Raw genomic sequence first — 24710 nt, 5'->3', positions numbered from 1 at the left:
TCCAACCGGCACGGGCGGGTATGCCTCGAGGTATAAAAACCCACTGGTATGAATAAAATGCAAGTTAATATTTGAGTTAGTCTTTAAGTTGCAACAGACCTTTTCAATCTTTTGAAAGGGTCTTTTTTTTGTTTTACATTGAAATATGACAAACAATGCAATCCTATGATTTTAAATAAATACTGAATTATACTATCTACAGTTTCCAAAAAGTCCATAAAAAAAACCGTCTTAATTAAGTAATTGAGACGGCTTTAGTACGTCACTAAGCATTCTTTAATTAACTAAAATCTTTCTTGTAACCGATTTAAATCCATCCGAGATATTGATCAAATACATTCCAGATTCTGCATGATCCAATCGGATGACTTCTCTAAAGTTAGTGGTATTCTCAAAACGATTCTCCATAACTTTTCTCCCTCTAATATCGAAAATTGCGACCTTAATTTCCAAACCAGAATGAGACTGTAGTTTAATTGTAAAGATCCCATTATTCGGATTCGGGAAAATTGCAAAAGCATCAAAGCTGTTTTCTTCAATAGATAAAGGTTGCGCCAGACAGAGCTCTAATGTAAACTCATCTAAGCTTCCACCATCATTATCAAAAAGATCCGTGACTTCCAGAGTCCAATTTCCCGCAGACATTTCGCCATAAATTGCAGACAAATCTTCTTCAGGAATAAAAGAGCCCGTAAAAGGTGCGTTCGCATCGATGATAGAAGTTAAGGCTTCTTGATCAAATACTGTGTTCGTGTAATTTTCCTCAAAATCAACGCCATTGTTGTTAGATAATACAATTCGAGTCCCTGCTGGACTGATCAAAACCATTTTTATATCTCTTACCCATGTATGCGCAATATTAACTTTCACATTCACATCCGTTACAGGCAAGTTATCTGTCACTACTATGACAGAAGTATAGACATTTGAACCCATTGCTGCAATTGCAATTGGCGTATCTGTTGCAGTAAAAGCATCCTCACAAGTAGATATTCCTGTAGAGAAACTATAAACAGGAGAGGTTGTACCTATTGCGCATCTATTGGAGCCTGTAACTCTCCAATAATAAACGGTCTCCAAGGCCAGGTTAACAGCGTATGAATTTGATATTATCGTCTGAGAATCTACAATATCGATAAAATTGCTATCAGTTGAAATCTCGATTAAATAATTTTCCACATTAGCATCTTCTTCCCAGGTAAGCTCCACATCACTGTAAAGTCCCGAGGTCCCATTAGCAGGTGTGGTTAATGTTGGCGCATCAATAGTATTGCTAAAAACACTAAGTGCTACTGTAGAGCTGTTTGTTACACTGCCCGAGGTTCCCACTGCTGAAATTTCATAATCCCCAATCGAAGCATTTCCAATGCCAGTAAGCGTCATCGTAACTGGAGTATCATTAGCATTTGCCGAAGTTGGACTGAATGTAGCCGTGATTCCTGCTGGTAAATTCACCGCTGAAAATGTTGTATTCTGAGAATAGCCACCAAATGTATTATAGATAAAATTATAGACCGCACTATCATTAGGTTGACACACTGTAACTGAAGTCGTTGAAAAATTCAAAAGATAATCAACACTTATGATCTCAAAATTAGAAGTATTCACATTGAAAAATATATTCCCTACACTTTCAACCATAATTCTTGCTTCAGTGGTATTGGCACCGGCAGGAACCAAAACTTCATAAGCGCCATTATTAGGGACGTTTGAAGCCAAGGTATACGGGAAAGTCACACCACCATCTATAGACAATTTGATATTGACATTTGTTGCATTTATTGGTGCCATATTAGTATTGGCAACATCCCAAGCAACTGTTTTGGTAGATCCAATTTCCCAAGTTACATTTGAATTTTGAGAAGTTACTTTAAACGAGCCACCAGTGGCAACAGTAGTGACAGCCATATTATCAACAGCTGTTTGTCCGCCTCGAATATCATTGTCTCGCACCGTCAAGACAAAATTAATATCTCTTTCCACTGCGGATAATTTTTCCCAAGCTGTTGAATTTCCACCATTGGCAAGTAGATCTTGTAGTCTTGGAATGTATCTCACCGGATTTGGCGTACCTTGAAAAGATCGCACTATTGGACCAAATTCTGTAGTTTCCGTAGGCATACCAGTAGACCCCAAATCAAACTGCTCCCAAGTGTAAGTGTGGGTGGAGGTACCATCAATATCTGTAGAAGACCCCGTCAATCGATAAGGTGTAGAAATTGGAATATTATAGGATGCCCCGGCCTCAGCTGTAGGAGCTGTATTTCCAGTGACCGTCAAAGCGCCACACGTGCTACTTCCAGTAGTAATGTTAGTCCATATTTGTCTTAAACTAGCCTGATGGAAATAATCATTGCTATTGTTTTGAACATTCTGAGATCCACAAATACCGGCATAACTCAAAATTGTAGAACCACTTCCAGGCTCATAAGCCGTAGCAGTTGTTCTATTCCCCGCTCCACAATTTCCTGCAGAACCATTAAAAGTATGAGTCGCACCAAACTGATGCCCAATTTCATGGGATACATAATCAATTGCAAATGGGTCTCCTAAAGGGTTTGCCAAACCAGTGGTTCCACCACCTTTGTTCGTGTCGCAGGTACTGCGTAAATAGGCAGCTCCTCCAGAGCCTGTAGTAAATGTATGTCCAATATCATAATTGGTGTCTCCAATAAGTCCATTAAAAATGCCTGTAAGTGTTGAAAGACTTTCATTATTTGGAAAAATACTGTCTCCTGTGGTCGAAATCAAAAGATCATTATTGGCTACTAAGGTCATTCTGATGGATAATTCCCGATCAAAAATTCCATTTACTCTTGTCATAGTCGTATTGATTGCAGCCAAAGCAGAGGCTACCGTACCACCATGGAAATTTGTGTACTCAATACTTGTGCCTACCGCTAACCTAAACGTACGTCTTGTACCGTCGTTAGCGTTTCTTGCCGCTGAGACATCCACCTTTAATTCTATTCCATTCGAAAGACCATCATCCAAATTATGGCATTCAAAAAGGTTCTGGGTTACAGAAATGCTTTTCCTCGAAAACACCTCATAGGCATTGTCTGTGGCATACGGATTAATAAACTCTGTTCCCCGTTCAATAGACATGGTCATGGTATGAACGTTGTCTGGAGAAACACTAAAATAGATGACTGTAGATGAATTTTTTAAACTATATCCAACATAAGAACGAATGTCAGGGAATTTTTCTTGGAGTGCAGGATCCATCACTGAATATTCCATAACTCTGAAGGTTTCAATAAATCCATCAGAATTTGGAAAATCAATGAGTGTATTGGATAGCTTTCCTGAATCTCTTTCTGGAGCGGTCTTTAATCTTGACTTCAAACCCTCCATATTTAATGTATAGTATTGGGCTTTGGTCGGAGTAGAATTCTGTGGCAACAATCTTTTCTGAGAAATGCTGTTCTTTGTTGTCTTTGTCCAAAGCGATTCACTTTTTTGTCCATAGATCATGGAAAAAGTAAAGATGAAAATAAAAAACAAACTAAACTTTAAGTAGTTATCTTTCATATAGTTTAAAGGAATTTATTGATATCATAATATAGTCGAGTGAAAGTTACATTCAAATTAAAGAAATCACAAAACAATCTGTTAATGTTTTTAAGAGTTCATATGCAACTTATAATTTAAAATCCTTAATTCTAATATATTCCTGTAAAAACATCATCATAATTAACGGAAATCAAAAAAAATAAAATCAGCTATTTTGATGAAGGAAAATACAACTTCTTTTTAAATCAGAACCTTGTTCGCAATCCCTAAAACAAATTTCGAAATTAAGAACCAGCATCTGTAATTGAATTTTAGAGCACTACTAAGCTTCGGTAACTTCCAAATAACAACACTCAAGATTCAATTCGCAAATAGTAATTTTTTTTAAACCCTGAAATAGCTATTTTTACAAAAAAATCAATTGAAGGTACTTACAGCATCAAACAGTTCCATCCCACAAACACCATCGGTAGTTACGATTGGCACCTTTGATGGCGTCCACATCGGACATCAAAAAATCATCAAAAAACTCACAAAAAAAGCATCCGAAGAAAACTTGATCTCTGTCGTGCTCACTTTTTTTCCTCATCCACGAATGGTCTTGCAACAAAACCCTAACATTGAACTGTTGAATACCATTTCTGAGCGTAAAGAGATTTTATCAGCATTAGGCTTAGACTTTATTTACGTAAAAGAGTTCACTAAGGTTTTTGCAGAACTCTCCGCGCGTGATTTTGTCAAAACTATTTTAGTGGATACACTTCACGCCAAACACGTAATCATCGGATATGATCATCAATTTGGAAAAAACCGAAGCGCCAATATTGATGATTTGAAAAGATTTGGAATAGAATTCGGATTTCAAGTTGAAGAAATCTCTGCCCAAGATGTAGAAGATGTTGCCGTGAGTTCGACAAAAATAAGAACGGCCCTCAAGTCTGGCGATATCAAAACCGCTAATTCCTTCTTAGGATACAACTACTACATTAATGGCACTGTGGTCAGAGGAAAAGGATTTGGTAAAAAAATGGAATTTCCCACGGCCAATATCAACGTTCCTGATGCTTACAAACTCATCCCTAAAAACGGTGTTTATGTGGTTTCTTCAACCTATAACGGGAAAATGATTTTTGGGATGATGAACATCGGAGTCAACCCAACCTTTGACGAGGACAAAAAAACCATTGAAGCCCATTTTTTTGATTTTGACCAAAATCTCTATGATCAAAATTTAAAAATAGTTTTCTTGGATCGATTAAGAGATGAGCATAAATTTGAATCGGTTGAGGCGCTTATCGCACAGTTAAGACGAGATCAAGTAAATGCCAAACAAGTTATTGCAGCGCTCAATGCATAAGCTCCTTTTTAAACATATAGACAATAGCGCGCTTATTGTATTCCGGATTATTTTCGGATTTCTGATTTTTATGGAAAGTGTTGGCTCAATCTTTACAGGATGGATCCGACGAACGTTAATGGAACCACAACAAACATTTTCGTTTATTGGGTTTGAATGGCTTCAACCCCTTCCTGGGAATGGTATGTATGTTTATTATGCTGTGATGGGCCTTTGCGGACTTTTGGTCATGATAGGCTATAAGTACAGGTGGAGTATTCTTGTTTTCACCATCCTCTGGACAGGCACCTATTTGATGCAGAAATCATCGTACAACAACCACTATTATCTTTTGATCTTGCTAAGTAGTATTATGGTATTTCAACCCGCTCATAAATATCTTTCTATAGACGCTCGTTTGAATCCAGAAATCAAAATGATCTCAATGCCTCGTTGGTGTGCCCTGGTATTTATCTTTCAAATGTTTATTGTTTATACCTATGGGGCTGTTGCCAAAATATACCCTGATTGGTTAGATGCAACGGTGCCAGAAATATTAATGAGGGGCAAAAAAGACCTCTTTTTGGTGGGAGAGATCCTGCAACAGAAATGGACACATTATGCTATTGCTTATGTTGGGATTTTATTTGACGCCCTAATTATTCCATTATTACTTTGGAAGCCAACACGGAAACTTGCGTTTTTCGCTTCTATTTTCTTTCATTTATTCAATTCCTTCGTATTTCAGATTGGAATTTTCCCTTACCTATCCTTAGCTTTGGTGCTCTTCTTTTTTCCTACCAAAACCATACATCGCCTCTTTTTAAAGCGGAAACCGTTTTATAATCAGGAAGAAGTTATCGTTCCAAATTATCACAAACCTTTTGTAGTAGTATTCATAATCTACTTTATTGTTCAAATTGGATTGCCGCTTCGTCATTGGTTTTTTAAGGACGATGTGCTCTGGACAGAAGAAGGCCACCGTTTATCATGGCGAATGATGCTTCGTGCCAAGAGCGGCCGAACTACTTTTAAGGTTATTGATGCCGAAACCAATTTGCAGATTCCGATACAGATTGAAGATTATCTCAGTAGAAAACAATTGCGAACCGTCAGCACTAAGCCTGACGTTATTTGGCAGTTTGCACAACGCCTAAAAAAGATGTTTGCAGAGAAAGGTCAAGACGTAAAGATTTATGTCAACACCTCTGTTCGAGTGAATGGTAGCGAACTCAGACAGCTCATTGACCCTGATGTAGATTTGGGCAGCGTGAAATGGCATCCGCTCAAACACAGCGAATGGCTGAGACCGTCCAAACATGAAAACTCCTCAAAAAAATTAGAAGACGACAATTATCTTGATTGAGGCTAAAAGACTTCAAACAGACGCTTAAAATTCCTTATTTTTGACATCAAATTAAAAATTATGTTACAAGTACCATTTATTAGAGATCACCGTGAAAAAGTGATTGAAGGTTTGAAAAAAAGAAACCTTGATGCTGCGCAAATGATTGATGAAGTCATTGCCCTTGATGAAACCCGACGTCGCCTACAGACGGAATTGGATAACACGCTTGCAGAGTCCAACAGCTTATCTAAAGAAATCGGGAACTTGTACAAATCCGGACAAGCCGATAAAGCCAATGCCTTAAAAGAAAAAACCGGAGAACTTAAAGAAACTTCAAAAATACTTGGGGAGGACCTTAATACTACCGTTGAAGCATTGAATCAATTGCTCTATAAACTTCCAAACGTTCCTCATAAAAGTGTTCCAGCGGGGAGTACAGAAGATGATAATGAAGAGGTGTTTAGAAAAGGAGACATTCCAACCTTACACGACAACGCTTTACCGCATTGGGAATTGGCAAAAAAATATGATATCATTAATTTTGAACTGGGGAACAAAATTACCGGTGCAGGATTTCCCGTTTATAAAGGTAAAGGTGCCAAATTACAACGGGCATTGATCTCCTATTTTTTAGATAAAAATACTGCTGCAGGCTATACTGAATACCAATTGCCACTTCTGGTCAATGAAGCGTCAGGCTTTGGTACTGGGCAATTACCAGATAAAGAAGGTCAGATGTATCATGTTACGGAAGACAACCTTTATTTGATTCCTACTTCTGAAGTTCCTGGGACCAATATCTTTAGGGACGAGCTACTCAATGAATCCGACCTTCCTATTGGGATCACAGGATATACGCCGTGTTTTAGGCGTGAAGCCGGAAGTTACGGCGCTCATGTAAGAGGTTTAAACCGACTGCATCAATTTGATAAAGTAGAAATCTTACGTGTGGAACATCCGGACAACTCCTACAAGGCCTTAGATGGCATGGTTGAACATGTAAAGGAAATCTTAGATGAACTCAAGTTACCATACCGCATTTTACGCTTGTGTGGTGGCGATCTCGGATTTACTTCAGCGTTGACCTACGATTTTGAAGTATTTTCTACAGCACAGGACCGATGGCTGGAAATCTCGTCGGTTTCAAATTTTGAAACCTTTCAGGCCAACCGCTTGAAATTACGATTTAGAAATTCAGAAGGAAAAAATGAACTGGCACATACACTTAATGGAAGCTCTTTGGCATTACCTAGAGTTCTGGCTGGAATTTTGGAGAACTACCAAACTGAAGACGGGATCAATATCCCCGATATTTTGATACCATATACAGGATTCGATAAAATCTAATTTGAGAGAATAGTAGTACAAAATCCGATGAAATGCTAAATATTCACGTTGTTCAACGAATATTTGGCATTTTTTTTTGTTATTGTCTAAAAAATATTCAAGTTAGTAGTCCCAAATTGAAATTGACATAGTGATGAAAAATTTTGTACGCATTTTAATAATAATATCCTTAGTGGTATTGTTGATAAAAGTTTTGTTTTAAAAGACCGCGAATCGCTCAAAAATACTTTACAATACCAAAACAGGATATTTGAATCATTTTATAAGTAATGGTTAATAGCACATTTATTTTGATGGTAATGCCTAAACTCACGTTTAGGCATTTTTTTTTATAAAAACATTCACACTACCTGCACTCATAAGTGGTTATATTTACATAAATTAGTTTTATGAAACAGCTCATTTGTTTACTTTTTCTTCTTTTTGGTTTTTTTTCTTTTTCGCAAAGCGATGAAGAAAAATTGGCCGCTGATTATTATAAACGGGGCGAATTTGAGAAAGCACTCATTTCATATCAAAAATTATATGAGGAGCAACCCAATAATTACAACTACATTTTCCATTTGATCAAAACCTATCAAGAACTGGAACAATTTGATGCTTCAGAATCGCTCATCAAATCAAAAATGGCCCTTTACCAAAACCCGGCATTAACGATAGAATTAGGATACAACTATCAGTTACAGGGCGCCATGGACAAGGCCAACGACTATTACGAGGAAGCCATCTCAAAGCTTGAAGAACGCGCTGATTATGCTCCGCTTATTGGAAGACAATTTGAACAGCATTCCTTACTGGATTATGCCATTAAAACTTATGAAAAAGGGATGGCCCTTGATCCTAAGTTGAACTATAACCGGGAATTGGCAAACGTGTACGGCGAACAAGGCAATATTGAAATGCTCTTCACCAACTATTTAGCTTATGTAGAAGTTAGACCTGAGTTTCTAAACAGTGCCAAAAGAGAGTTTAGCGACTTTATTTCAGAAAACAAAGACAATGAGAATAATATACTTTTAAGAAGGCTACTCCTCAAAAAAATCCAAATCCAACCAGATACCTATTGGTACGAAATGCTTAGCTGGTTGTTTATTCAGGAGAAAGCCTACGACAAAGCCTTTACTCAAGAAAGAGCCTTGTTTATGCGTCAGCGCGAAAGTTTAAACCGCATTATTGAATTGGCCTTAACTGCACTCAGTGAAAAAGAAAGTGATGTAGCTACTGAGATATTTAATTACGTGTTGGAGAACACACAAAATATCTCCACAATTCTGACGGCCAACCAATACCTTTTAGATATTGAAACAACTAATGCCACTGCAAAAGATTTACCCAAAATTGAAGAAAAATACAAACAACTTTTCTCAACTTATGGCATTTCCGAACAAACCTTGGGTCTTCAAATAGGTTATGGCAATTTTCTCGCATTTCATTTAAACAGGTCAGGAGAAGCTAGTGATTTTTTAAAGGAAAGTTTAAAACTGAACATTTCAGCCTTTCAACAAGCGACGGTCAAAATGAAGTTGGCTGACATCTTAGTGTTTCAAGAAAAATTTAACGAAGGCTTAATTTATTATACACAAATCCAATCCAATGTGAAAAACAGCGTTCTCGCGCAGGAGGCCCGATTTAAAGTAGCGAAAACAAGTTATTACAAAGGCGATTTTGAATGGGCAGAGTCCCAATTGAAAATACTAAAAGCCTCCACCTCACAACTGATCGCCAACGATGCTTTAGATTTAAAACTGCTCATTTCTGATAATAAATACGAAGACTCACTTCATGTGGCATTAAAACTATACGCCAAAGCCGATTTGATGGCTTTTCAAAACAAAACAGATGAAGCCATATCACTTTTAAACAAAGTTTTGACCGAGCACAAGGGAGAAAGTATTGAAGACCAAGCACTATTTAAACAAGCAGAACTCTTTGTACAAAAAAAGCAATATGAAAAAGCCGTCTCTAATTATGAGTCCATTATAGCTCATTACAGTGATGGTATTTTAGCGGATGATGCCTATTATCATTTGGCAGAATTGTACAACAACATACTTTCCGAACCAGAAAAAGCAAAAGCTTTATATGAAAAAATTCTTTTTAACCATCAAGACAGTATTTATTTTGTGGAAGCACGGAAGAAGTTCAGGATGTTGCGCGGCGATGCGATAAATTAATTTTCAACTAAAAAAATCGGCAATTCTACTCATTCAGTACTAAAACGAAAGATTTAGAAATAAAAAATCAGTAAACTCTTCGTTCAAAATAATAGAAGTTCCTTTATTTGTAAAACCTTATTGCATAGAGAAATAAATTCCCTATCCCAGTGATGAAAATTTGTCTTCATGTCAGCAAACAAGGTCATATAAATTTGAAAAAATTGATACCATGATCATATACAATGTCACCTCAAATATAGATGCCAGCATCCACGATCAGTGGCTTGCCTGGATCAAAGAACACATTCCCCACGTTTTGGCAACCGGCCATTTTACGGAAGCAAAATTGACTAAAGTTTTGGTCGAAGATCAGACGGGAAGTGTTACTTACTCGGTTCAGTACAGAGCAAAATCTCGTGAAGCACTGGTAAGTTACTATAATAACAATGCCGCTAAACTTCGACAAGAAGCGTTTAAAATGTTTGGTGATAAAGTTTTGGCATTCCGCACAGAATTGGAAGTGATTGATGAGTACAGCGCGAAATTTAACTGATTTAACGAGAAAGGACTAAAAGCACCTTGTTCAGCTATAGTTCTGAGTAGATACATTCAGAGTAGATAGCTCAGCGCCCACGTCAGCTCACAGACAGGTCCTCGAGAGATAAGAAAAATAAATCGAACTCTGCATCTCCAAAAATAATTCTCACTAACTTCGCGCTTCAAGTGTAGCGCCTCAAACCTTTTCAAATTTTCAAAATCACCATAAATCTGTGTCAAAAGATCATCAAGTCAGAGCAAAAAAACATCTTGGTCAGCATTTTCTAACCGATGAAAGTATTGCTGAAAAGATTGCAAATTCCCTTTCCTATAAAGGGTATGACCATGTATTGGAAATTGGTCCAGGAATGGGTGTTCTGACCAAATATTTGTTAAAAAAAGATATCACCACGCATGTTATCGAAATTGATACCGAATCTGTAGAATATCTTAAAAGCAACTACTTAAATCTTGCCGATCGGATTATTGAAAAAGATTTTTTAAAGTATAACCTAAAAGAAGTTTTTGAAGATCAACCTTTCGCCATCATCGGAAATTTCCCTTATAATATTTCATCCCAAATCCTTTTCAAAACTTTGGAAATGCGTGATCAAATACCAGAGTTTTCTGGGATGTTCCAAAAGGAAGTAGCGCTTCGGATCTGTTCTAAAGAGGGCAGCAAGGTCTATGGTATTCTTTCAGTTTTAACACAAGCTTTTTACGACGCCGAATATCTTTTTACCGTACCTCCTTCAGTATTCAATCCGCCACCAAAAGTAGATTCGGGCGTCTTACTATTGAAACGAAAGGAAAATCATAAACTTCCATGTGATGAAAAGCTTTTTTTTAGAGTGGTAAAGACAGGCTTTCAACAACGACGTAAAACACTGCGGAACAGCCTAAAATCATTCGATTTATCTGATAATTTAAAATCAAATCTTATCTTTGACCAACGCCCTGAACAATTAAGTGTGCAGCAGTTTATAGCACTGACCCAACTGATAGAAAACGATCGCTAATTCATAAAATCAAGCCATTTGCAAGACAAAAGAGAGAACATACAATTTGAGCTTACTGACGAACTTATTGAACAAGTCCAGCAACTTATCAGCACCAAAAATGATAAGGAGCTCAACCGACTTCTAAATGAATTCCATTACGCCGATATTGCCGAAATTCTTGATGAAGTCAATCTGGAAGAGGCCATGTATGTGATCAAACTTTTGGATTCTGAGACCACATCAGAGGTGTTGATGGAGTTGGATGAAGACAATCGACAAAAAGTCTTACGAAACCTTTCGTCCAAAGAAATTGCAGAAGAAGTTGAAGAATTGGATACCGATGATGCGGCCGATATTATTGCAGAACTTTCTGCAGAACGCCAGCGCGAGGTCATCCATCATATTGAGGACAAAGACCATCAAGCTGAAATCACCGAACTATTAGCTTATGATGAGGATACGGCTGGGGGCCTCATGGCCAAAGAATTGGTCAAGGTGTATGAAACCTGGACCGTGGCAGGATGTTTGCGCCGGATTAGAGGACAAGCCAAAGATGTGACCAGAGTCCACTCCATTTATGTGGTGAACAAGCAAAATAAGCTCATTGGTCGTCTATCTTTAAAAGATTTGATTGTTGCTAAAAGTGATGAAAAAATTGCGGACATCTACATCAAGAATGTTGATTATGTAAAAGTGGACGAAGATCCTGAAGAAGTGGCCAAAATCATGGCAAAATATGACTTGGAGGCGATTCCGGTAGTTGATGATGATATGGTCTTATTAGGCCGTATTACTATTGACGATATTATAGATGTTTTAATTGAGGAAGCGGACAAAGATTACCAATTGGCCGCTGGTATCACCACAGACGTAGAAGCCGATGACAGCATCTGGCACCTCACCAGGGCACGTTTGCCATGGCTCCTTATTGGTATGTTTGGCGGGATTGGAGCGGCAAGTATAATTAATGGCTTCAGCGATGCCATGTTACAGTTTCCAGCGTTGTTACTGTTCATTCCACTGGTTCAGGCAACCGCAGGAAATGTTGGGGTACAATCTTCGGCCATTGTGGTAAAAGGTTTAGCAAATAACACCATTGACGGCAATATTGTAGGAAGACTTTTTAAAGAAATGCTCTTAGGTTTGGTAAACGGACTTGCTATTGCGTTTGTAGTATTAATTATCAGTCATTTCGGCTTTCATACTACCTATTTAGAATCGTTGACAATTTGTGTGGCTTTAGTGACCGTTATTATTATGGCCGCATTAATTGGAACCTTTATTCCAATCTTCTTGGACAGACGCGGCATTGATGCAGCAGTAGCTACAGGACCATTTATAACCACAAGCAATGATATTTTTGGAATTTTAACTTACTTTTTAGTGGCCAAATTTATTTTAGGGTTTTAAACTGTTTTTTGTATAATTTACCAGAGATATACTAAAAGAATTCCTTCCCTTTTTTCAAGGGAAGAGCTTGTCCCGATTTTTTTCGGGATGGATTTAAACTCAGAAAAGGGTTTAAAGTCGGAAGGATTTTAAATTAGAAATGCTTCTTTCTATCTATATATTTAACTCAATTTTCTTAATTTTGATACTATGAACTATTAAAATTGAGATTCCTGCTTTCGCAGGAAATAAACATGAAAATACTTCACCTCGATACCAATCACCCACTACTCATCAATCAACTCAATGCCTTGGGCTTTGAGAACGATGAAGATTATACGTCTTCCAAAGAAGCTATAGAAGCCAAAATCCATAATTACGACGGCCTTATCATAAGAAGTCGTTTTAGCATTGACAAAGCCTTTTTGGATGCCGCCAACAAACTCAAATTTATAGGACGTGTAGGCGCCGGATTGGAAAATATTGATTGTGATTATGCACAGCAAAAAGGCGTCCATCTTATTGCAGCACCAGAAGGCAATAGGAATGCCGTAGGAGAGCACGCATTAGGCATGCTGCTATCTTTATTTAACAAACTGAACAAAGCCGATCAAGAAGTACGCTCCGGAAAATGGCTTCGTGAAGATAACAGAGGAATTGAACTGGATGGAAAAACCGTTGGTCTCATTGGTTATGGCAATATGGGGAAAGCATTTGCCAAAAAACTGCGCGGGTTTGAAGTGGAAGTCCTTTGCTATGACATCAAGCCCAACGTGGGAGATGACCATGCGCTACAAGTATCACTCACTGAATTTCAAGAGAAAGTAGATGTCGTAAGTCTGCACACGCCACAAACGTCACTGACCTTGGGTATGATCAATGCCGATTTTATTAACGCTTTCTCCAAACCATTTTGGTTGATCAATACGGCTCGCGGAAAAAGTGTTGTCACCAAAGATTTGGCAGCTGCTTTAAAATCAGGCAAAGTTTTTGGCGCTGGTCTAGATGTCTTAGAATATGAAAAATCTTCTTTTGAAGACCTATTTACCTCTGAAATTCCGGACGCCTTTCAATATCTCATCAATGCCGAAAACGTGCTCCTCACACCACATGTTGCAGGTTGGACGATTGAAAGTAAAGAAAAATTGGCACAAACCATTGTTGATAAAATAAAAGCATTCTCAAAATCAATGGCTAAATAACCACCAATACTTCAATAAGTTTTAAGTTAAAAGCTATTAGCGATTACGTGACAATCACGTAAGATTTTTACTTCACAACGATGAAGTTGTCTTTATTGTATAATCAAAGGTTTTTTTATTATCTTTAAACTTCTAACCTTAAAAACATTACAACAAAATGGCTGATAATAAAAATCTAGGCGACGATCTTAACGATATGATAGACGATACCCAAAAAAACACAACAGATTTTACTGACAGTACACAGCGAAAGGCCGATGCGTTTTCTGAAGATGCCAAACGAGCGGCCAACCGATTGGAAAACGATGTGAATGCCGTATCAAAAGATGGCAAGAATATTGCCCTCATTGCGCACCTTACCCTAATTGGTTGGGTCATTGCCCTTGTGATGAACAATAATACAAAGAGTGAATTTGGTTCATTTTATATCCGACAAGTATTGGGATTGGGACTCTGTATGTTAATTCTCAATTTTGTTCCCTTTCTTGGATGGATTTTAAGTTTGGGAGTAGTTGTACTTTGGATAATGAGCTTGATTGGTGCCACTAGCGGTGAGAAAAAATTAACTCCTGTCTTGGGAGAGTATTTCCAGGATTGGTTTAAATCCTTATAACATTCTAATATAGAATAATCTAAAAGAGTCAAATTCATCATAATTTGGCTCTTTTTTTTATGTTAACCATAGATTAACTTTCTTGATTATTCAGGCATTCATATACTCAGAAACAACATAATAAAAACAAGTTTAATCAATACCTAAAAACTAAAGTCAACTCCTAAAAGAAGGAATCTAGGCATCAATCTATAGGACGTACTAAACGTACCTATATCTGATATAAAACTTTCTCTGAATGTTTTAACATTTAATAAATTCTTTCCGGTCAAGGTAAAAGTTACATTATTTTTCTTCATTTTATATTTCGTCTCAAAGTCTAAGAAATAGAATGACTTGTGGGTATCAAAATTTCCAAAATAATACCTTTCTGATTGAATTTCCGCATTGAAGTTCTGATTGAAATTAAAGTTTAGATCAATAAAACTTGTATTGTTGGTATTAGAAAATCTGGAAGTTGTCTTAACCACACTGCTATTCCATTTGGCACCTAAATTATAATTAAATAGTCCATCAAAAGCTGAACGGAGTTCAAATCCATATTCATAACTTGTATTTTCCACCAACCTTAACTCTGAATCGTTCACACTGTTTTTAAAATCAGACTTGAAAAAACTAAAATTTAATTTCAGGTTGCTGGACATAAACTTTAAATATCTATCAATAGTTACATCCCCTAATAAAGTTTCAGAATCATTAATGCGAATGATATTTGTCAAAGAATAATCGGGATCAATAATCGTATTGGTTGAAAAAAAGTCATGACTTTTAAGATAGGAAATTCTGGCCCTTGCAAAAAAGCTTTTAGTCCATCTTCCCAAGCTGTAGCCTAAAGTCAATCCACTGGAATTAACTTGACTCGACCCTGCACCTCCTCTTAAAAAATCCTTATTATTAGTAAGCACATAATTATCAAACACCTGAAGAAGTGAAGCATTTGTAAAATTGTTATTATAACTCAAACTCAAATTATTGTTCTCATTAAACTCATAACTCATGGAAAGAGATGGACTCGCAAAAAATGGCGATTGTGATTCTTCGTTTCCATAACTTTCAAATTTATTGAACAATTGATTAAAATCTAATTTGGTATTTAGAGCATAGTTCCCAAATTTAATCTTGTATTTAGCATTCGCGTATAATTTGCCAACTGTATATTTTAAATCATTTTTGAATTCTGAAATGGACTCATCTCCATTGGAACCAATCACATCTAAATTAGATGTCAAAAAATCGATTCTATTTGTAAAACCAATTTTTAATTCCAACAAATCATCTTTTTTCTTTCGATCCAATAAATGCGCTTCAAACCCTGTAAAGTTCATTTGGTTATTGCTAAACTGTCTTGCTGAAGTTGCATCGACATCTGGAAATAAATCATCAAAAACAACTGTATCTAATGTATAGTTTTGAGGTTTTTTGTCATAAATATAAACTCCAGATAGTGCCAAAACTTTTTTGGTAGCCAACTTATTGGTGTAAATTGTTTTATACATAAGACGCTCGTTGTGGTCAGACAGAAACTGGTGTATTGGAACACTATTAAACTCGAGTCGACTTTTTGAATCTTCATTTCCACGCTTGTAGGTAGCATCTATTTCTAACAATTCATTTTGTGATATATCATAATCAAAATCAATCGCGCCAGAGCCTGAAAACAAGTTTTTATTTATCAGGTTTGACTCCCTATTTGTAAAACTTATAGATGAGGTTGTATAATTTTGAATACTTTGCTGTTCAAAAGTCTTCTCGTCCCAACTAAATAGACCATTGGTTTTAATTTTCATCTTTTCATTGATTTTAAAGATGGAATTAAGAGACAGCAGCTCTTGATTATTCAGATTGAAACGACTCTTCTTTAAAGACAACTCATAAGCATCCAAACTAATAAGATTACGCGCGACTTCCATATTACCAATGGCACCAACTTCATTGAGATCTGATGCAGATACGTAAATGGAAGACTCTCCTCCCGAGAACGCGCCAACATTGTTTAAATTGGTTAGGAAGTAGTGTTTCCCTACCTCTCCAAAGCGCATAGCATTCGCTCTTACTTGGTATTTGTTTGTCGTTGTAAGCCCGTAAGCAAGACTTGCATTGCCAAACCAATCAATCTTTCTATCTTTTTTAAGCTTCAAGTTTACAGCAACTTTATGACTATTTTCAATATCCTTCAAAAGTCTATTATTGGAATACTTTTGATAGATTTCAACTTTTTCAACCACATCTGCATTTAAGTTTTTGGTTAATAGCTGATATCCTTTTTTTAAAAAATCATCGCCATCAACCATAACTTTTTCAATTTCCTGATTGCCAATCTTTACAGTTCCATCGGCCTCAACATGAAAGCCAGGGAGATTCTTAAGCAAATCTTCAACAGTGGTTTCGTTTCCTTTAAGAAATGCACCAACAGTTAAAATAATAGTGTCCTTTTTGACGACTATCGCCTTTTCGGTCTGAATTACAACTTCATTGAGCTCAGTAGCTTGCTCTTGTAGCTTGACATTCCTTGTAAAGTCATGTTTTTCTAATATGATTTTTTCAGACTTCGGTTGATAAGATAATGCATTAAAGCTTATGACATATTTCCCTACTTTTTCAATGGTAATCTCATATTTCCCCTGTTCATCGGTAGTCGTGTAGGTAATGATTTGTTTGTTCAATGAATCCCTGAGAATGACATTGACATAGGCAATTGGGTTTTCCAATGTATCGGTGACTCGACCTTTTATAGTTTGGCCACACATAAAATTGCCTAATAGCAAGAGAACTATTAGGCAATAGAATTTTTGTGATTTTAACAAGAATATCTTCATTAATTTTTCTTACTCTCGTCGAGTTCCCATTCATAAACCAATTCAATACCTTTATTTTCGGTTTTGCTCTCAACTATGCGAGTTCCTTTTGACAACTTAGAGAGTCTCATCTTTTCATCTTCAGTTCTTTTCTCAGATTGTGCTTTTAGATAATCTCTTAAAGACATTACTTTGAAATTAGCGCCTGAATGTACTGCATCTAAGGTTTTGACCAATTGAACAGGATATTGAATTTTTGTTGCATTCCATTCAAATAAATTATCCACATCATGCACTTGCAAAATTAATCCTGGTAAGCCGTGAAATTTCCATGGTCCGAATGAAACAGGAATGTCCGTGGTAAACCAAGCAATATACTGCCTACCTCGAAAGTCCACAGTGGCTTTTGTGCATTCGAAATTTTGAATGGTTTTGGTTTCAACGGAAAGTTTCCAATCAAATTTAACACCATTATCTTGGATGATGATAGGTTTACCATTGTCCAACAAATTTAGAGAAATACCATTGTCAACCTTATTATAAATAAGCGTACTCGAATCCCCAACATCTAGAGACGTAAACACATGAAATGATGAATCATCATTTTCATCTTTTATAACATTAGAAATATTCTTGAACTTATCATTGTTGAAAAAAACGGTGTAATGAGATAAATTGTCTTCAGCAACCAAAATGGCGTTCATTTTAAAAGAACCCGTTTCCTTGACTACATTAACTGTATGCTCATATTCAACATATAAATATTGACCGTAAATTGGAGCCATTAAAAAAACAAAGAAGATGAATAGAAGTTTGTTCTTCATAGTTTAATAATATTTTAAAAAGAATATATAGTCGGAATTGACACAAACAAATGCGGTGACACCATTAAAAATATCAGAACACACACAGTATCAAGACCCAGCTAAACTTTATAAATTTACAATAAAGAAAAACAGATATCTAAACTTTTGGATGAAAAAGAGCGAAATTCCCCGCCTAAACCAATGAACCCGAAGGCCATGCCCTACTTGAATAGTACGGTAAACCCGTAACTAAACTAAGCTTCACAAGAAAGTTTTAATTTTTTATTACCAATTAAAAAACTGATTAGGAGTACTAAGTCAGAATGATTTTTAATCCTCAGGAGCATCCCCATTCTCCGCAAATTTCCGCTCCATCTCCGCTTGAAATTCTTCCATCACGGGTTTGACTGTACTCTCAGGTAAGTCAGCTATTCTGATATACATCAAGCCATCCACAGCGTTATTAAACAACGGATCGACATTAAAGGCAACGACCTTCGCATTTTGTTTGATGTATTTTTTAATAAGTATGGGAAGACGTAACGTACCTGGTTCCAATTCATCAATGATACGATCAAATTTCACCAAATCGGCTTCTGTTTCGTCAAAAACAAAATCCTTATCTGCGTCTTTTAACTTCACCTTAAATTCTTTTTTAGGATGCACGTATTGCGCAATATAAGGATCGTAATAGTTGGATTTCATAAATTCTATCATCAGCGATTTTGAAAAATTGGTGAACTTATCGCTAATAGTCACCCCTCCAATTAAATACTTGTGTTCTGGATAGCGCAAGGTGGTGTGTACAATACCTTTCCATAAAAGAAACAAAGGCATCGGTTTGAGTTGGTATTCCTTGATGATAAAAGCGCGGCCCATTTCAATGGATTCGCTCATCATTTTGTAAAGCTCGGGTTCAAATCGGAACAGATCCTGGAGATAGAACCCATCAATCCCATAGGCGGCAAATATTTTGGAACCCAAGCCCATCCGGTAAGCACCTGCTACCATATTGGTGCTATTGTCCCACAAAAACATGTGGTGATAATAATTGTCAAACCGATCTAAATCAATGGCTTCATTAGTGCCCTCGCCCACTTCTCTAAAGGTGATTTCACGAAGTCGACCAATTTCACGTAGGATATTGGGAATGCTCGGGGAATCTGAAAAAAACACTTCGTAATTTTTGCTTTCCAAAAGTCGGCCGTCATTTTCGCGCAGATATGCAACCTCCTTCTGCATACTTTCCAAGCTTACTGGAGTTACAATATTCTTGATCGATTTTCGGACTTTTAAGGTCGAGGAAATATTGCTGAGGATGTTTCCTTTCTGATCAAACGAATTGGCTAGCATATAGGTTTTCTTTCTCAAAAACTCAGAAAACCCTTGAAGCGTCGTATGTTCTTTTTGGTCAGCTACAGAAATTGGTCGACCAATCCGTACCTTTATGACGCGCCGCTTTTGGGTCAACAATTCTGAAGGCAATTTGGCGGTCCTGAACGTATCACTGATTTTGGAAAGTTTATAAAAAAGCTTGCTGTTCTTGGCATGAAAATAAATCGGAACTACAGGAACTTCAGCTTTCTGTACAAGTTTCATGGCTGCCTCTTCCCAAGGACGATCAATCACCAATTTACCGTCTTTATAGGTCGATACTTCACCTGCTGGAAAAATGCCCAACGGATGACCATCACGCAAATGCGAAATAGCGCTTTTGAACCCGGCAATACTGGATTTGACATCCTTTCGATCCTCAAACGGATTGACGGGCATGATGAAAGGTTTCATCGGTTCGATCCTGTGCAAAAGGAAATTGGCAATAATCTTAAAATCTTCACGCTGCTCCAACATCAATTTGAGCAATAAAATGCCATCAATTCCTCCCAACGGATGGTTGGACAGGGTAATATAGGCGCCATCTTTTGGCAAACGTTTCAGATCGTCTTCTGGAATTTCGAATCGGATTTGAAAATCTTCCAAAATAGCATCCAAAAACTCAACATTTTCTAGATGTTTATTGCGATTGTAAATTTTGTTAAGCGTAGATATTTTAAGCAACTTCATTAGCAACCAGCCACTAAATGTACCGAAGGCGCCATACCTGTCCAAATGTATGGCCTTGGCGACTTCTTTTGCATTTACTAATCCTGATTCCTGATGTTTGGTCATGGTTACAAACCTAATCATTTTTTTTAATAAATCCCTTTTGTGGCGCTTCTCAAAGCTACAATTTAACGAACAATTATGCTCGTAAAACTAATGGGCAACCAATTGAACCGTTTCCTGGGTTAACTGCTTCAAAAGTATAGTTTTATCCAGCTCTAACTGTTCAATTGCATCAGAATTATAATGCCTTATTGTATATAAGGACACGTTTTCATGACAAGTGATCTTAAATTTCGCCTTTAAATGAAGTAATAAATTGGGCAGATTGTTATACACATTATCGACACATACAGAAAAACTAATGGCTGAATTTTGAATCACATCCACCTTCATCTTATATAAATGCAAGAGTTTGAAAATCTCACTGATGTTTTCTTCTACAATGTATGAAAAATCCAAGGACGACAACGAGATTAACACCTGATTTTTCTTAACGATAAAACATGGGACCATCGGGTCAATCCCAGGGTCCTTTCCAACCATCGTCCCCGCTCGTTCAGGATGCATGAAAGATTTAACAAAAAGTGGAATTTCTTTTTGCTGTAGGGGCTGCAAGGTTTTAGGATGAATTACGGAAGCGCCATAAAACGCCAACTCTATGGCTTCACGATAAGAAATTTTGTTGAGCAATTGTGAGTTATCAAAATAACGCGGATCAGCATTTAAGACGCCTGGAACATCTTTCCATATCGTCACATTCTCAGCATTTAGGCAATAGGCAAAAATGGCCGCAGTGTAGTCACTGCCTTCGCGACCCAAAGTAGTCGTAAAATTATTGTCATCACTGCCCAAAAACCCTTGGGTAATATTTAAAACAGCTCTGTTCAATTTGTTGGTGATGGCCATTTGTGTGGCTTCCCAATTGACGTTGGCACGTCGGTAGTAATTATCGGTTTTGATATACTCTCTAACGTCCAACCATTTATTTGTGATACCGACCTGATTGAGATATTCACTGATGATCATGGTAGACACCAACTCACCATAGCCAATCACTTGATCGTAAACAAAGTTATAATCAGGCGATTTATTGCGATCAAAAAAGGTTCGCAACTCATCAAATAAAGCGGCCACTTTTTTAAAAATAGGATGTGTTTCCTCACTATTGGTATCAAAAAGATCCATTAAAATAGTATTATGGAATTTTTTGACCTCTTGGAGCGAACTCTGTAATTCGCTTTTATTATGAAAGTAATTATCAAGAACCGTTTCTAATGCATTGGTCGTTTTTCCCATAGCAGAAACCACGATTAGCGTATTCTCAAAACCGACTTTTCGGAGTACAGCTTCCAAGTTTTTAACACCCCGTGCATCTTTGACTGAGGCTCCTCCAAATTTAAATACGTGCATCCTCCAATTTTGATATATAATTTCTAATCCCGATTTCATTCAAATGCACTACATCCCAATCGCGTTTGACATCAGCACCTTTTTTTTCATAAAATTTAATCGCAGGTTCATTCCAGTCGATGACTTCCCAGCAAATTCGTTTTACTCCCAATTGATTGCCATAAAGTACAACTTCATCCAGCAATGCTGTTCCCAATCCACTGCCACGCATTTTCTGGCTCACAATCAAATCCTCCAAATGTAAAACTTTGCCTTTCCATGTGGAATATCGGCCATAAAACAAGGCAATGCCTTCTACTTGACCATCAACATCAGCGACAAAACAATTAAAAGCAGGATGTTTTCCAAATCCATCGGTTTGCAAATCTGAAACTGTGATTTCAACAGCATCCGGTTCTTCTTCGAAAACTGCTAATTCTGTAATTAATTCGAGTACTCGAGGCATGTCTTGTGGGACTGCCTTTCTTATTTTGAAATCCATTATTAAGAAATTGGATTCAAATATAACCTAAACCATGAAAATTAAAATCATTAAGTCTTAACGAAAACGTTGTAGTTTGCCAAAATATGCGATATTTGCAGAAACAAATCCAAAAATATTCCATGTACCGTAAACATCAAACCTTAGGTGAATTTATTATTGAAAACCAAGCATCTTTTAAATACTCATCAGGTGAGCTATCAAGCCTTATCAACTCCATCAGACTCGCTGCAAAAGTAGTGAACTATGAAGTCAACAAAGCAGGATTGGTCGATATTCTTGGTGCAGCTGGGGATACAAATATTCAAGGAGAAGATCAGCAAAAACTGGATGTTTATGCCAATGAAAAGTTTATCCAGACCATGACCAACAGAAATATTGTTTGTGGGATTGCCAGTGAAGAGGAGGATGATTTTATTGCCATCAACAGTCAGGATGAGAATAATCAAAATAAATACGTCGTTCTGATTGATCCATTGGATGGGTCGTCAAACATTGATGTCAACGTCTCCGTCGGAACAATTTTCTCAATCTACAGACGTGTCACTCCAATTGGAACGCCTGTAACACTTCAAGATTTTTTGCAACCGGGCCACCAACAAGTTGCGGCTGGATATGTGGTTTATGGCACCTCAACCATGTTGGTTTATACTACTGGGGATGGCGTCAACGGATTTACACTCAATCCTGCCATTGGCACGTTTTATTTATCACACCCCAATATGCAGTTTCCTGAAGACGGTCGTATTTATTCTGTTAACGAAGGAAATTACATCCATTTTCCACAGGGCGTAAAAAATTATATTAAGTATTGCCAAATGGAGGAAGGGGACCGTCCTTATACGTCCCGTTATATTGGCTCGTTAGTATCTGATTTTCATCGAAACATGATCAAGGGCGGCATTTATATCTATCCGAAGAGCTCTTTAAACTCCAATGGAAAACTACGATTACTTTATGAATGTAATCCTATGGCATTTTTAGCAGAACAAGCTAATGGGAAAGCAAGTAATGGCTTCCAGCGTATTTTGGACATCCATCCTACCGAACTTCATGAACGGGTCCCTTTTGTTTGTGGCAGTAAAAACATGGTGGAAAAATGTGAGGAATTTATTCAAAATGCTCAATAGAAAAACTCTTAATAAGAATGTATCAAATTCCAATGGGCGTGGCAAACAATATTGTATGAGTATTTGTAGAGTTTAGGCCGCATCAGGAAATCTCAAAACCACAGCACCAAGTCCCAATGAGACAATTGTATGTAATCTGTGAGAATTCGTGAAATTTGTGCCTGTTTTAAAAAACATCGATAAACTGCATCATAAAAAAAAACCTGCCTCAGTGCCGAACTATTATCGGGAGAGGCAGGATTGTATGTTAATGATTAATAGCACTGTAAAGATGCCAATCTTTTTTAAAACCACGATAAAAAAACTATAATTGGTCAATAAATCTATATGAATGGTAGTTGCATTCAAAAATAGTCGACGAACTGCACGGTTATAATAAATTCTTTACTCTTAATTATATTTCACTTTTCTTAAAATACGCAAAGTTTCCTTATAACTTCTATACACGCTTGCGCTATGCTCTTTTAAATAGGGCTTGGCCTCAGTAAGTTTATCTACAGCATCATGAAATAAGTTGAAATAGCAGATGAGGTAAGTAGCTGGGAGATTTTTTAGATCTTTTTCTTCATTGGCACTTAAACTCAACCCTTTTTTTAGTTTTTCTAAAATAGCATTATTGGCATTATAAATATGATGCAATACTTTCTTATCGTACTGTGGCGCCTCAAAAAGTAATTTGGTTTCGATATGATAATTGGCATTATTCCCAAAATTGATCATTGTTTCCTCCAACGGATAATATTGATAGGCGTTTTGTAATCCCAAGCTCACATATTCTATAATCTTAAACGAGTCTTCGTCATAGGTAATAGTCACGTCATCCAAGGTCGAAAAAAACAGTCTTACCTGTTCATTGATAAGCTCGATATCTACCCTACTATAAAAGGTTTCTTCTTTAATTACTTTCCTTTGACCCGCCCAACAGAGCACAAAATATTCTTTAAAAACTATGTATTGGGGATGAAAATCTTTTCGCTTATTTAAAAAATCAAAAACACCATCAAGAATATGTTGGATATTATTTTGAGAGTGATTTTCAATGGCTTCTACAATTTTGGAGTTGACATCTTTAATTTCGATATCAAAAACCTTGGGCATGCTCATGCTTCCATCCCTAAAAAACACCGACCCTCCATAATATTTCCAGATATTTTTCCTCAACGACGTCAAACCATCAATGGGCCTAATGGTTACCAAACCCACTACTTTGTCATCAGGTAAATGCGGAAACGGAATATTCTCGTATTGAACAATCGGAGGATTCGTCAGATAGGCATTAATGAGATTTTGAATTTTACTGTCATCAAAAAAATCTACTCCAGTGATGCTATTGTCTTCATCTTCCACACCAATCACGATATAGGAATTGTTCTTTGGATTGCTATTGGACAAGGCACAAATATGCTTTAAAAACTTTGCCTTCCCTTCTTTTTCGCCAATATCCACCTGACGCTTTTTGTCATAAAAGCTGTTCTCATCGTTATGAGCTAATAGATTTTTTATGAGGAGACGTTTGTTGATCATGGCCCTATTCCTG

At 36.9% G+C, this 24710-nt stretch carries 17 protein-coding genes; 10 read left to right on the top strand and 7 right to left on the bottom strand.

Going from position 1 to position 24710, the window contains the following annotated elements; all coding sequences use genetic code 11:
• Window positions 1-276: 276 nt before the first annotated feature.
• Window positions 277-3534, bottom strand: a complete 3258-nt coding sequence (locus J4051_RS13235) for a zinc-dependent metalloprotease (protein ID WP_208234353.1) — start codon at window positions 3532-3534, stop codon at window positions 277-279.
• Between the two features lie 403 nt (window positions 3535-3937).
• On the opposite strand from J4051_RS13235, the gene J4051_RS13230 reads away from it, so the two are divergent.
• The 9 genes from J4051_RS13230 (at window position 3938) to J4051_RS13190 (ending at window position 14445) form a co-directional block, all read left to right on the top strand.
• Window positions 3938-4873: a bifunctional riboflavin kinase/FAD synthetase gene (locus tag J4051_RS13230; protein ID WP_208234352.1), complete on the top strand. Its 936-nt coding sequence runs from the start codon at window positions 3938-3940 to the stop codon at window positions 4871-4873.
• Window positions 4839-6218, top strand: a complete 1380-nt coding sequence (locus J4051_RS13225; RefSeq protein WP_236027435.1) for an HTTM domain-containing protein — start codon at window positions 4839-4841, stop codon at window positions 6216-6218. The genes J4051_RS13230 and J4051_RS13225 overlap by 35 nt, the downstream gene beginning before the upstream one ends.
• A gap of 60 nt (window positions 6219-6278) precedes the next feature.
• The gene (gene serS / locus J4051_RS13220; RefSeq protein WP_208234351.1) at window positions 6279-7547 is read left to right on the top strand and encodes a serine--tRNA ligase; all 1269 of its coding nucleotides are present in this window, start codon (window positions 6279-6281) and stop codon (window positions 7545-7547) included.
• 389 nt (window positions 7548-7936) lie between these two features.
• Window positions 7937-9721: a tetratricopeptide repeat protein gene (locus J4051_RS13215; protein WP_208234350.1), complete on the top strand. Its 1785-nt coding sequence runs from the start codon at window positions 7937-7939 to the stop codon at window positions 9719-9721.
• A 211-nt stretch (window positions 9722-9932) separates the two neighbouring features.
• A complete protein-coding gene (locus tag J4051_RS13210; protein ID WP_208234349.1) occupies window positions 9933-10256 on the top strand; it encodes a DUF4286 family protein in 324 nt (107 codons plus the stop codon).
• 217 nt (window positions 10257-10473) lie between these two features.
• Window positions 10474-11259, top strand: a complete 786-nt coding sequence (rsmA, locus tag J4051_RS13205) for a 16S rRNA (adenine(1518)-N(6)/adenine(1519)-N(6))-dimethyltransferase RsmA (protein WP_208234348.1) — start codon at window positions 10474-10476, stop codon at window positions 11257-11259.
• Window positions 11260-11277: 18 nt separating this feature from the next.
• Window positions 11278-12651, top strand: a complete 1374-nt coding sequence (gene mgtE / locus J4051_RS13200) for a magnesium transporter (RefSeq protein WP_208234347.1) — start codon at window positions 11278-11280, stop codon at window positions 12649-12651.
• Window positions 12652-12884: 233 nt separating this feature from the next.
• Window positions 12885-13832: a 2-hydroxyacid dehydrogenase gene (locus tag J4051_RS13195; RefSeq protein WP_208234346.1), complete on the top strand. Its 948-nt coding sequence runs from the start codon at window positions 12885-12887 to the stop codon at window positions 13830-13832.
• Between the two features lie 157 nt (window positions 13833-13989).
• Window positions 13990-14445 carry a DUF4870 domain-containing protein gene (locus J4051_RS13190; protein WP_236027434.1) on the top strand — a complete coding sequence of 152 codons (456 nt, stop codon included), beginning with the start codon at window positions 13990-13992 and terminating at the stop codon, window positions 14443-14445.
• Between the two features lie 143 nt (window positions 14446-14588).
• On the opposite strand, the gene J4051_RS13185 is transcribed toward J4051_RS13190, so the two are convergent.
• From J4051_RS13185 to J4051_RS13165, 5 genes are all read right to left on the bottom strand, one after another.
• Window positions 14589-17261 (bottom strand): carboxypeptidase-like regulatory domain-containing protein, encoded by a 2673-nt coding sequence (locus J4051_RS13185; protein ID WP_208234345.1) that lies wholly within the window; start codon window positions 17259-17261, stop codon window positions 14589-14591.
• Window positions 17261-18064: a GLPGLI family protein gene (locus J4051_RS13180; protein WP_208234344.1), complete on the bottom strand. Its 804-nt coding sequence runs from the start codon at window positions 18062-18064 to the stop codon at window positions 17261-17263. The genes J4051_RS13185 and J4051_RS13180 overlap by 1 nt, the downstream gene beginning before the upstream one ends.
• A gap of 312 nt (window positions 18065-18376) precedes the next feature.
• Window positions 18377-20215, bottom strand: a complete 1839-nt coding sequence (locus tag J4051_RS13175) for a GNAT family N-acyltransferase (protein WP_208234417.1) — start codon at window positions 20213-20215, stop codon at window positions 18377-18379.
• 87 nt (window positions 20216-20302) lie between these two features.
• On the bottom strand, window positions 20303-21562 hold the full coding sequence (locus tag J4051_RS13170; RefSeq protein ID WP_208234343.1) for an aspartate kinase: 1260 nt from the start codon (window positions 21560-21562) through the stop codon (window positions 20303-20305).
• On the bottom strand, window positions 21549-22043 hold the full coding sequence (locus tag J4051_RS13165) for a GNAT family N-acetyltransferase (RefSeq protein ID WP_208234342.1): 495 nt from the start codon (window positions 22041-22043) through the stop codon (window positions 21549-21551). Before J4051_RS13165 ends, J4051_RS13170 begins: the two co-directional genes overlap by 14 nt.
• A 122-nt stretch (window positions 22044-22165) precedes the next feature.
• On the opposite strand from J4051_RS13165, the gene fbp reads away from it, so the two are divergent.
• Complete coding sequence (gene fbp, locus J4051_RS13160; protein ID WP_208234341.1) at window positions 22166-23173, top strand: class 1 fructose-bisphosphatase; 1008 nt, start codon at window positions 22166-22168, stop codon at window positions 23171-23173.
• A gap of 390 nt (window positions 23174-23563) precedes the next feature.
• Here fbp and J4051_RS13155 read toward each other — a convergent pair whose 3' ends face one another.
• Window positions 23564-24697, bottom strand: a complete 1134-nt coding sequence (locus tag J4051_RS13155) for an ATP-binding protein (protein ID WP_208234340.1) — start codon at window positions 24695-24697, stop codon at window positions 23564-23566.
• Between the last annotated feature and the right edge of the window lie 13 nt (window positions 24698-24710).

Source organism: Gelidibacter pelagius (genome assembly GCF_017581925.1).
Classification (GTDB): Bacteria; Bacteroidota; Bacteroidia; order Flavobacteriales; family Flavobacteriaceae; genus Gelidibacter; species Gelidibacter pelagius.
The sequence above is the reverse complement of the archived record's forward strand: the minus strand, read 5'-3'. Positions and strand labels throughout refer to the sequence as shown.

Coding starts and splice junctions, on each gene's coding strand:
- J4051_RS13170 (WP_208234343.1), bottom strand. CDS start 21,562: ATGCACGTATTTAAATTTGGAGGAGCCTCAGTCAAAGATGCACGGGGT.
- fbp (WP_208234341.1), top strand. CDS start 22,166: ATGTACCGTAAACATCAAACCTTAGGTGAATTTATTATTGAAAACCAA.
- J4051_RS13195 (WP_208234346.1), top strand. CDS start 12,885: ATGAAAATACTTCACCTCGATACCAATCACCCACTACTCATCAATCAA.
- J4051_RS13235 (WP_208234353.1), bottom strand. CDS start 3,534: ATGAAAGATAACTACTTAAAGTTTAGTTTGTTTTTTATTTTCATCTTT.
- J4051_RS13165 (WP_208234342.1), bottom strand. CDS start 22,043: ATGGATTTCAAAATAAGAAAGGCAGTCCCACAAGACATGCCTCGAGTA.
- J4051_RS13225 (WP_236027435.1), top strand. CDS start 4,839: ATGCCAAACAAGTTATTGCAGCGCTCAATGCATAAGCTCCTTTTTAAA.
- J4051_RS13190 (WP_236027434.1), top strand. CDS start 13,990: ATGGCTGATAATAAAAATCTAGGCGACGATCTTAACGATATGATAGAC.
- J4051_RS13215 (WP_208234350.1), top strand. CDS start 7,937: ATGAAACAGCTCATTTGTTTACTTTTTCTTCTTTTTGGTTTTTTTTCT.
- J4051_RS13210 (WP_208234349.1), top strand. CDS start 9,933: ATGATCATATACAATGTCACCTCAAATATAGATGCCAGCATCCACGAT.
- serS (WP_208234351.1), top strand. CDS start 6,279: ATGTTACAAGTACCATTTATTAGAGATCACCGTGAAAAAGTGATTGAA.
- J4051_RS13180 (WP_208234344.1), bottom strand. CDS start 18,064: ATGAAGAACAAACTTCTATTCATCTTCTTTGTTTTTTTAATGGCTCCA.
- J4051_RS13185 (WP_208234345.1), bottom strand. CDS start 17,261: ATGAAGATATTCTTGTTAAAATCACAAAAATTCTATTGCCTAATAGTT.
- J4051_RS13175 (WP_208234417.1), bottom strand. CDS start 20,215: ATGACCAAACATCAGGAATCAGGATTAGTAAATGCAAAAGAAGTCGCC.
- J4051_RS13155 (WP_208234340.1), bottom strand. CDS start 24,697: ATGATCAACAAACGTCTCCTCATAAAAAATCTATTAGCTCATAACGAT.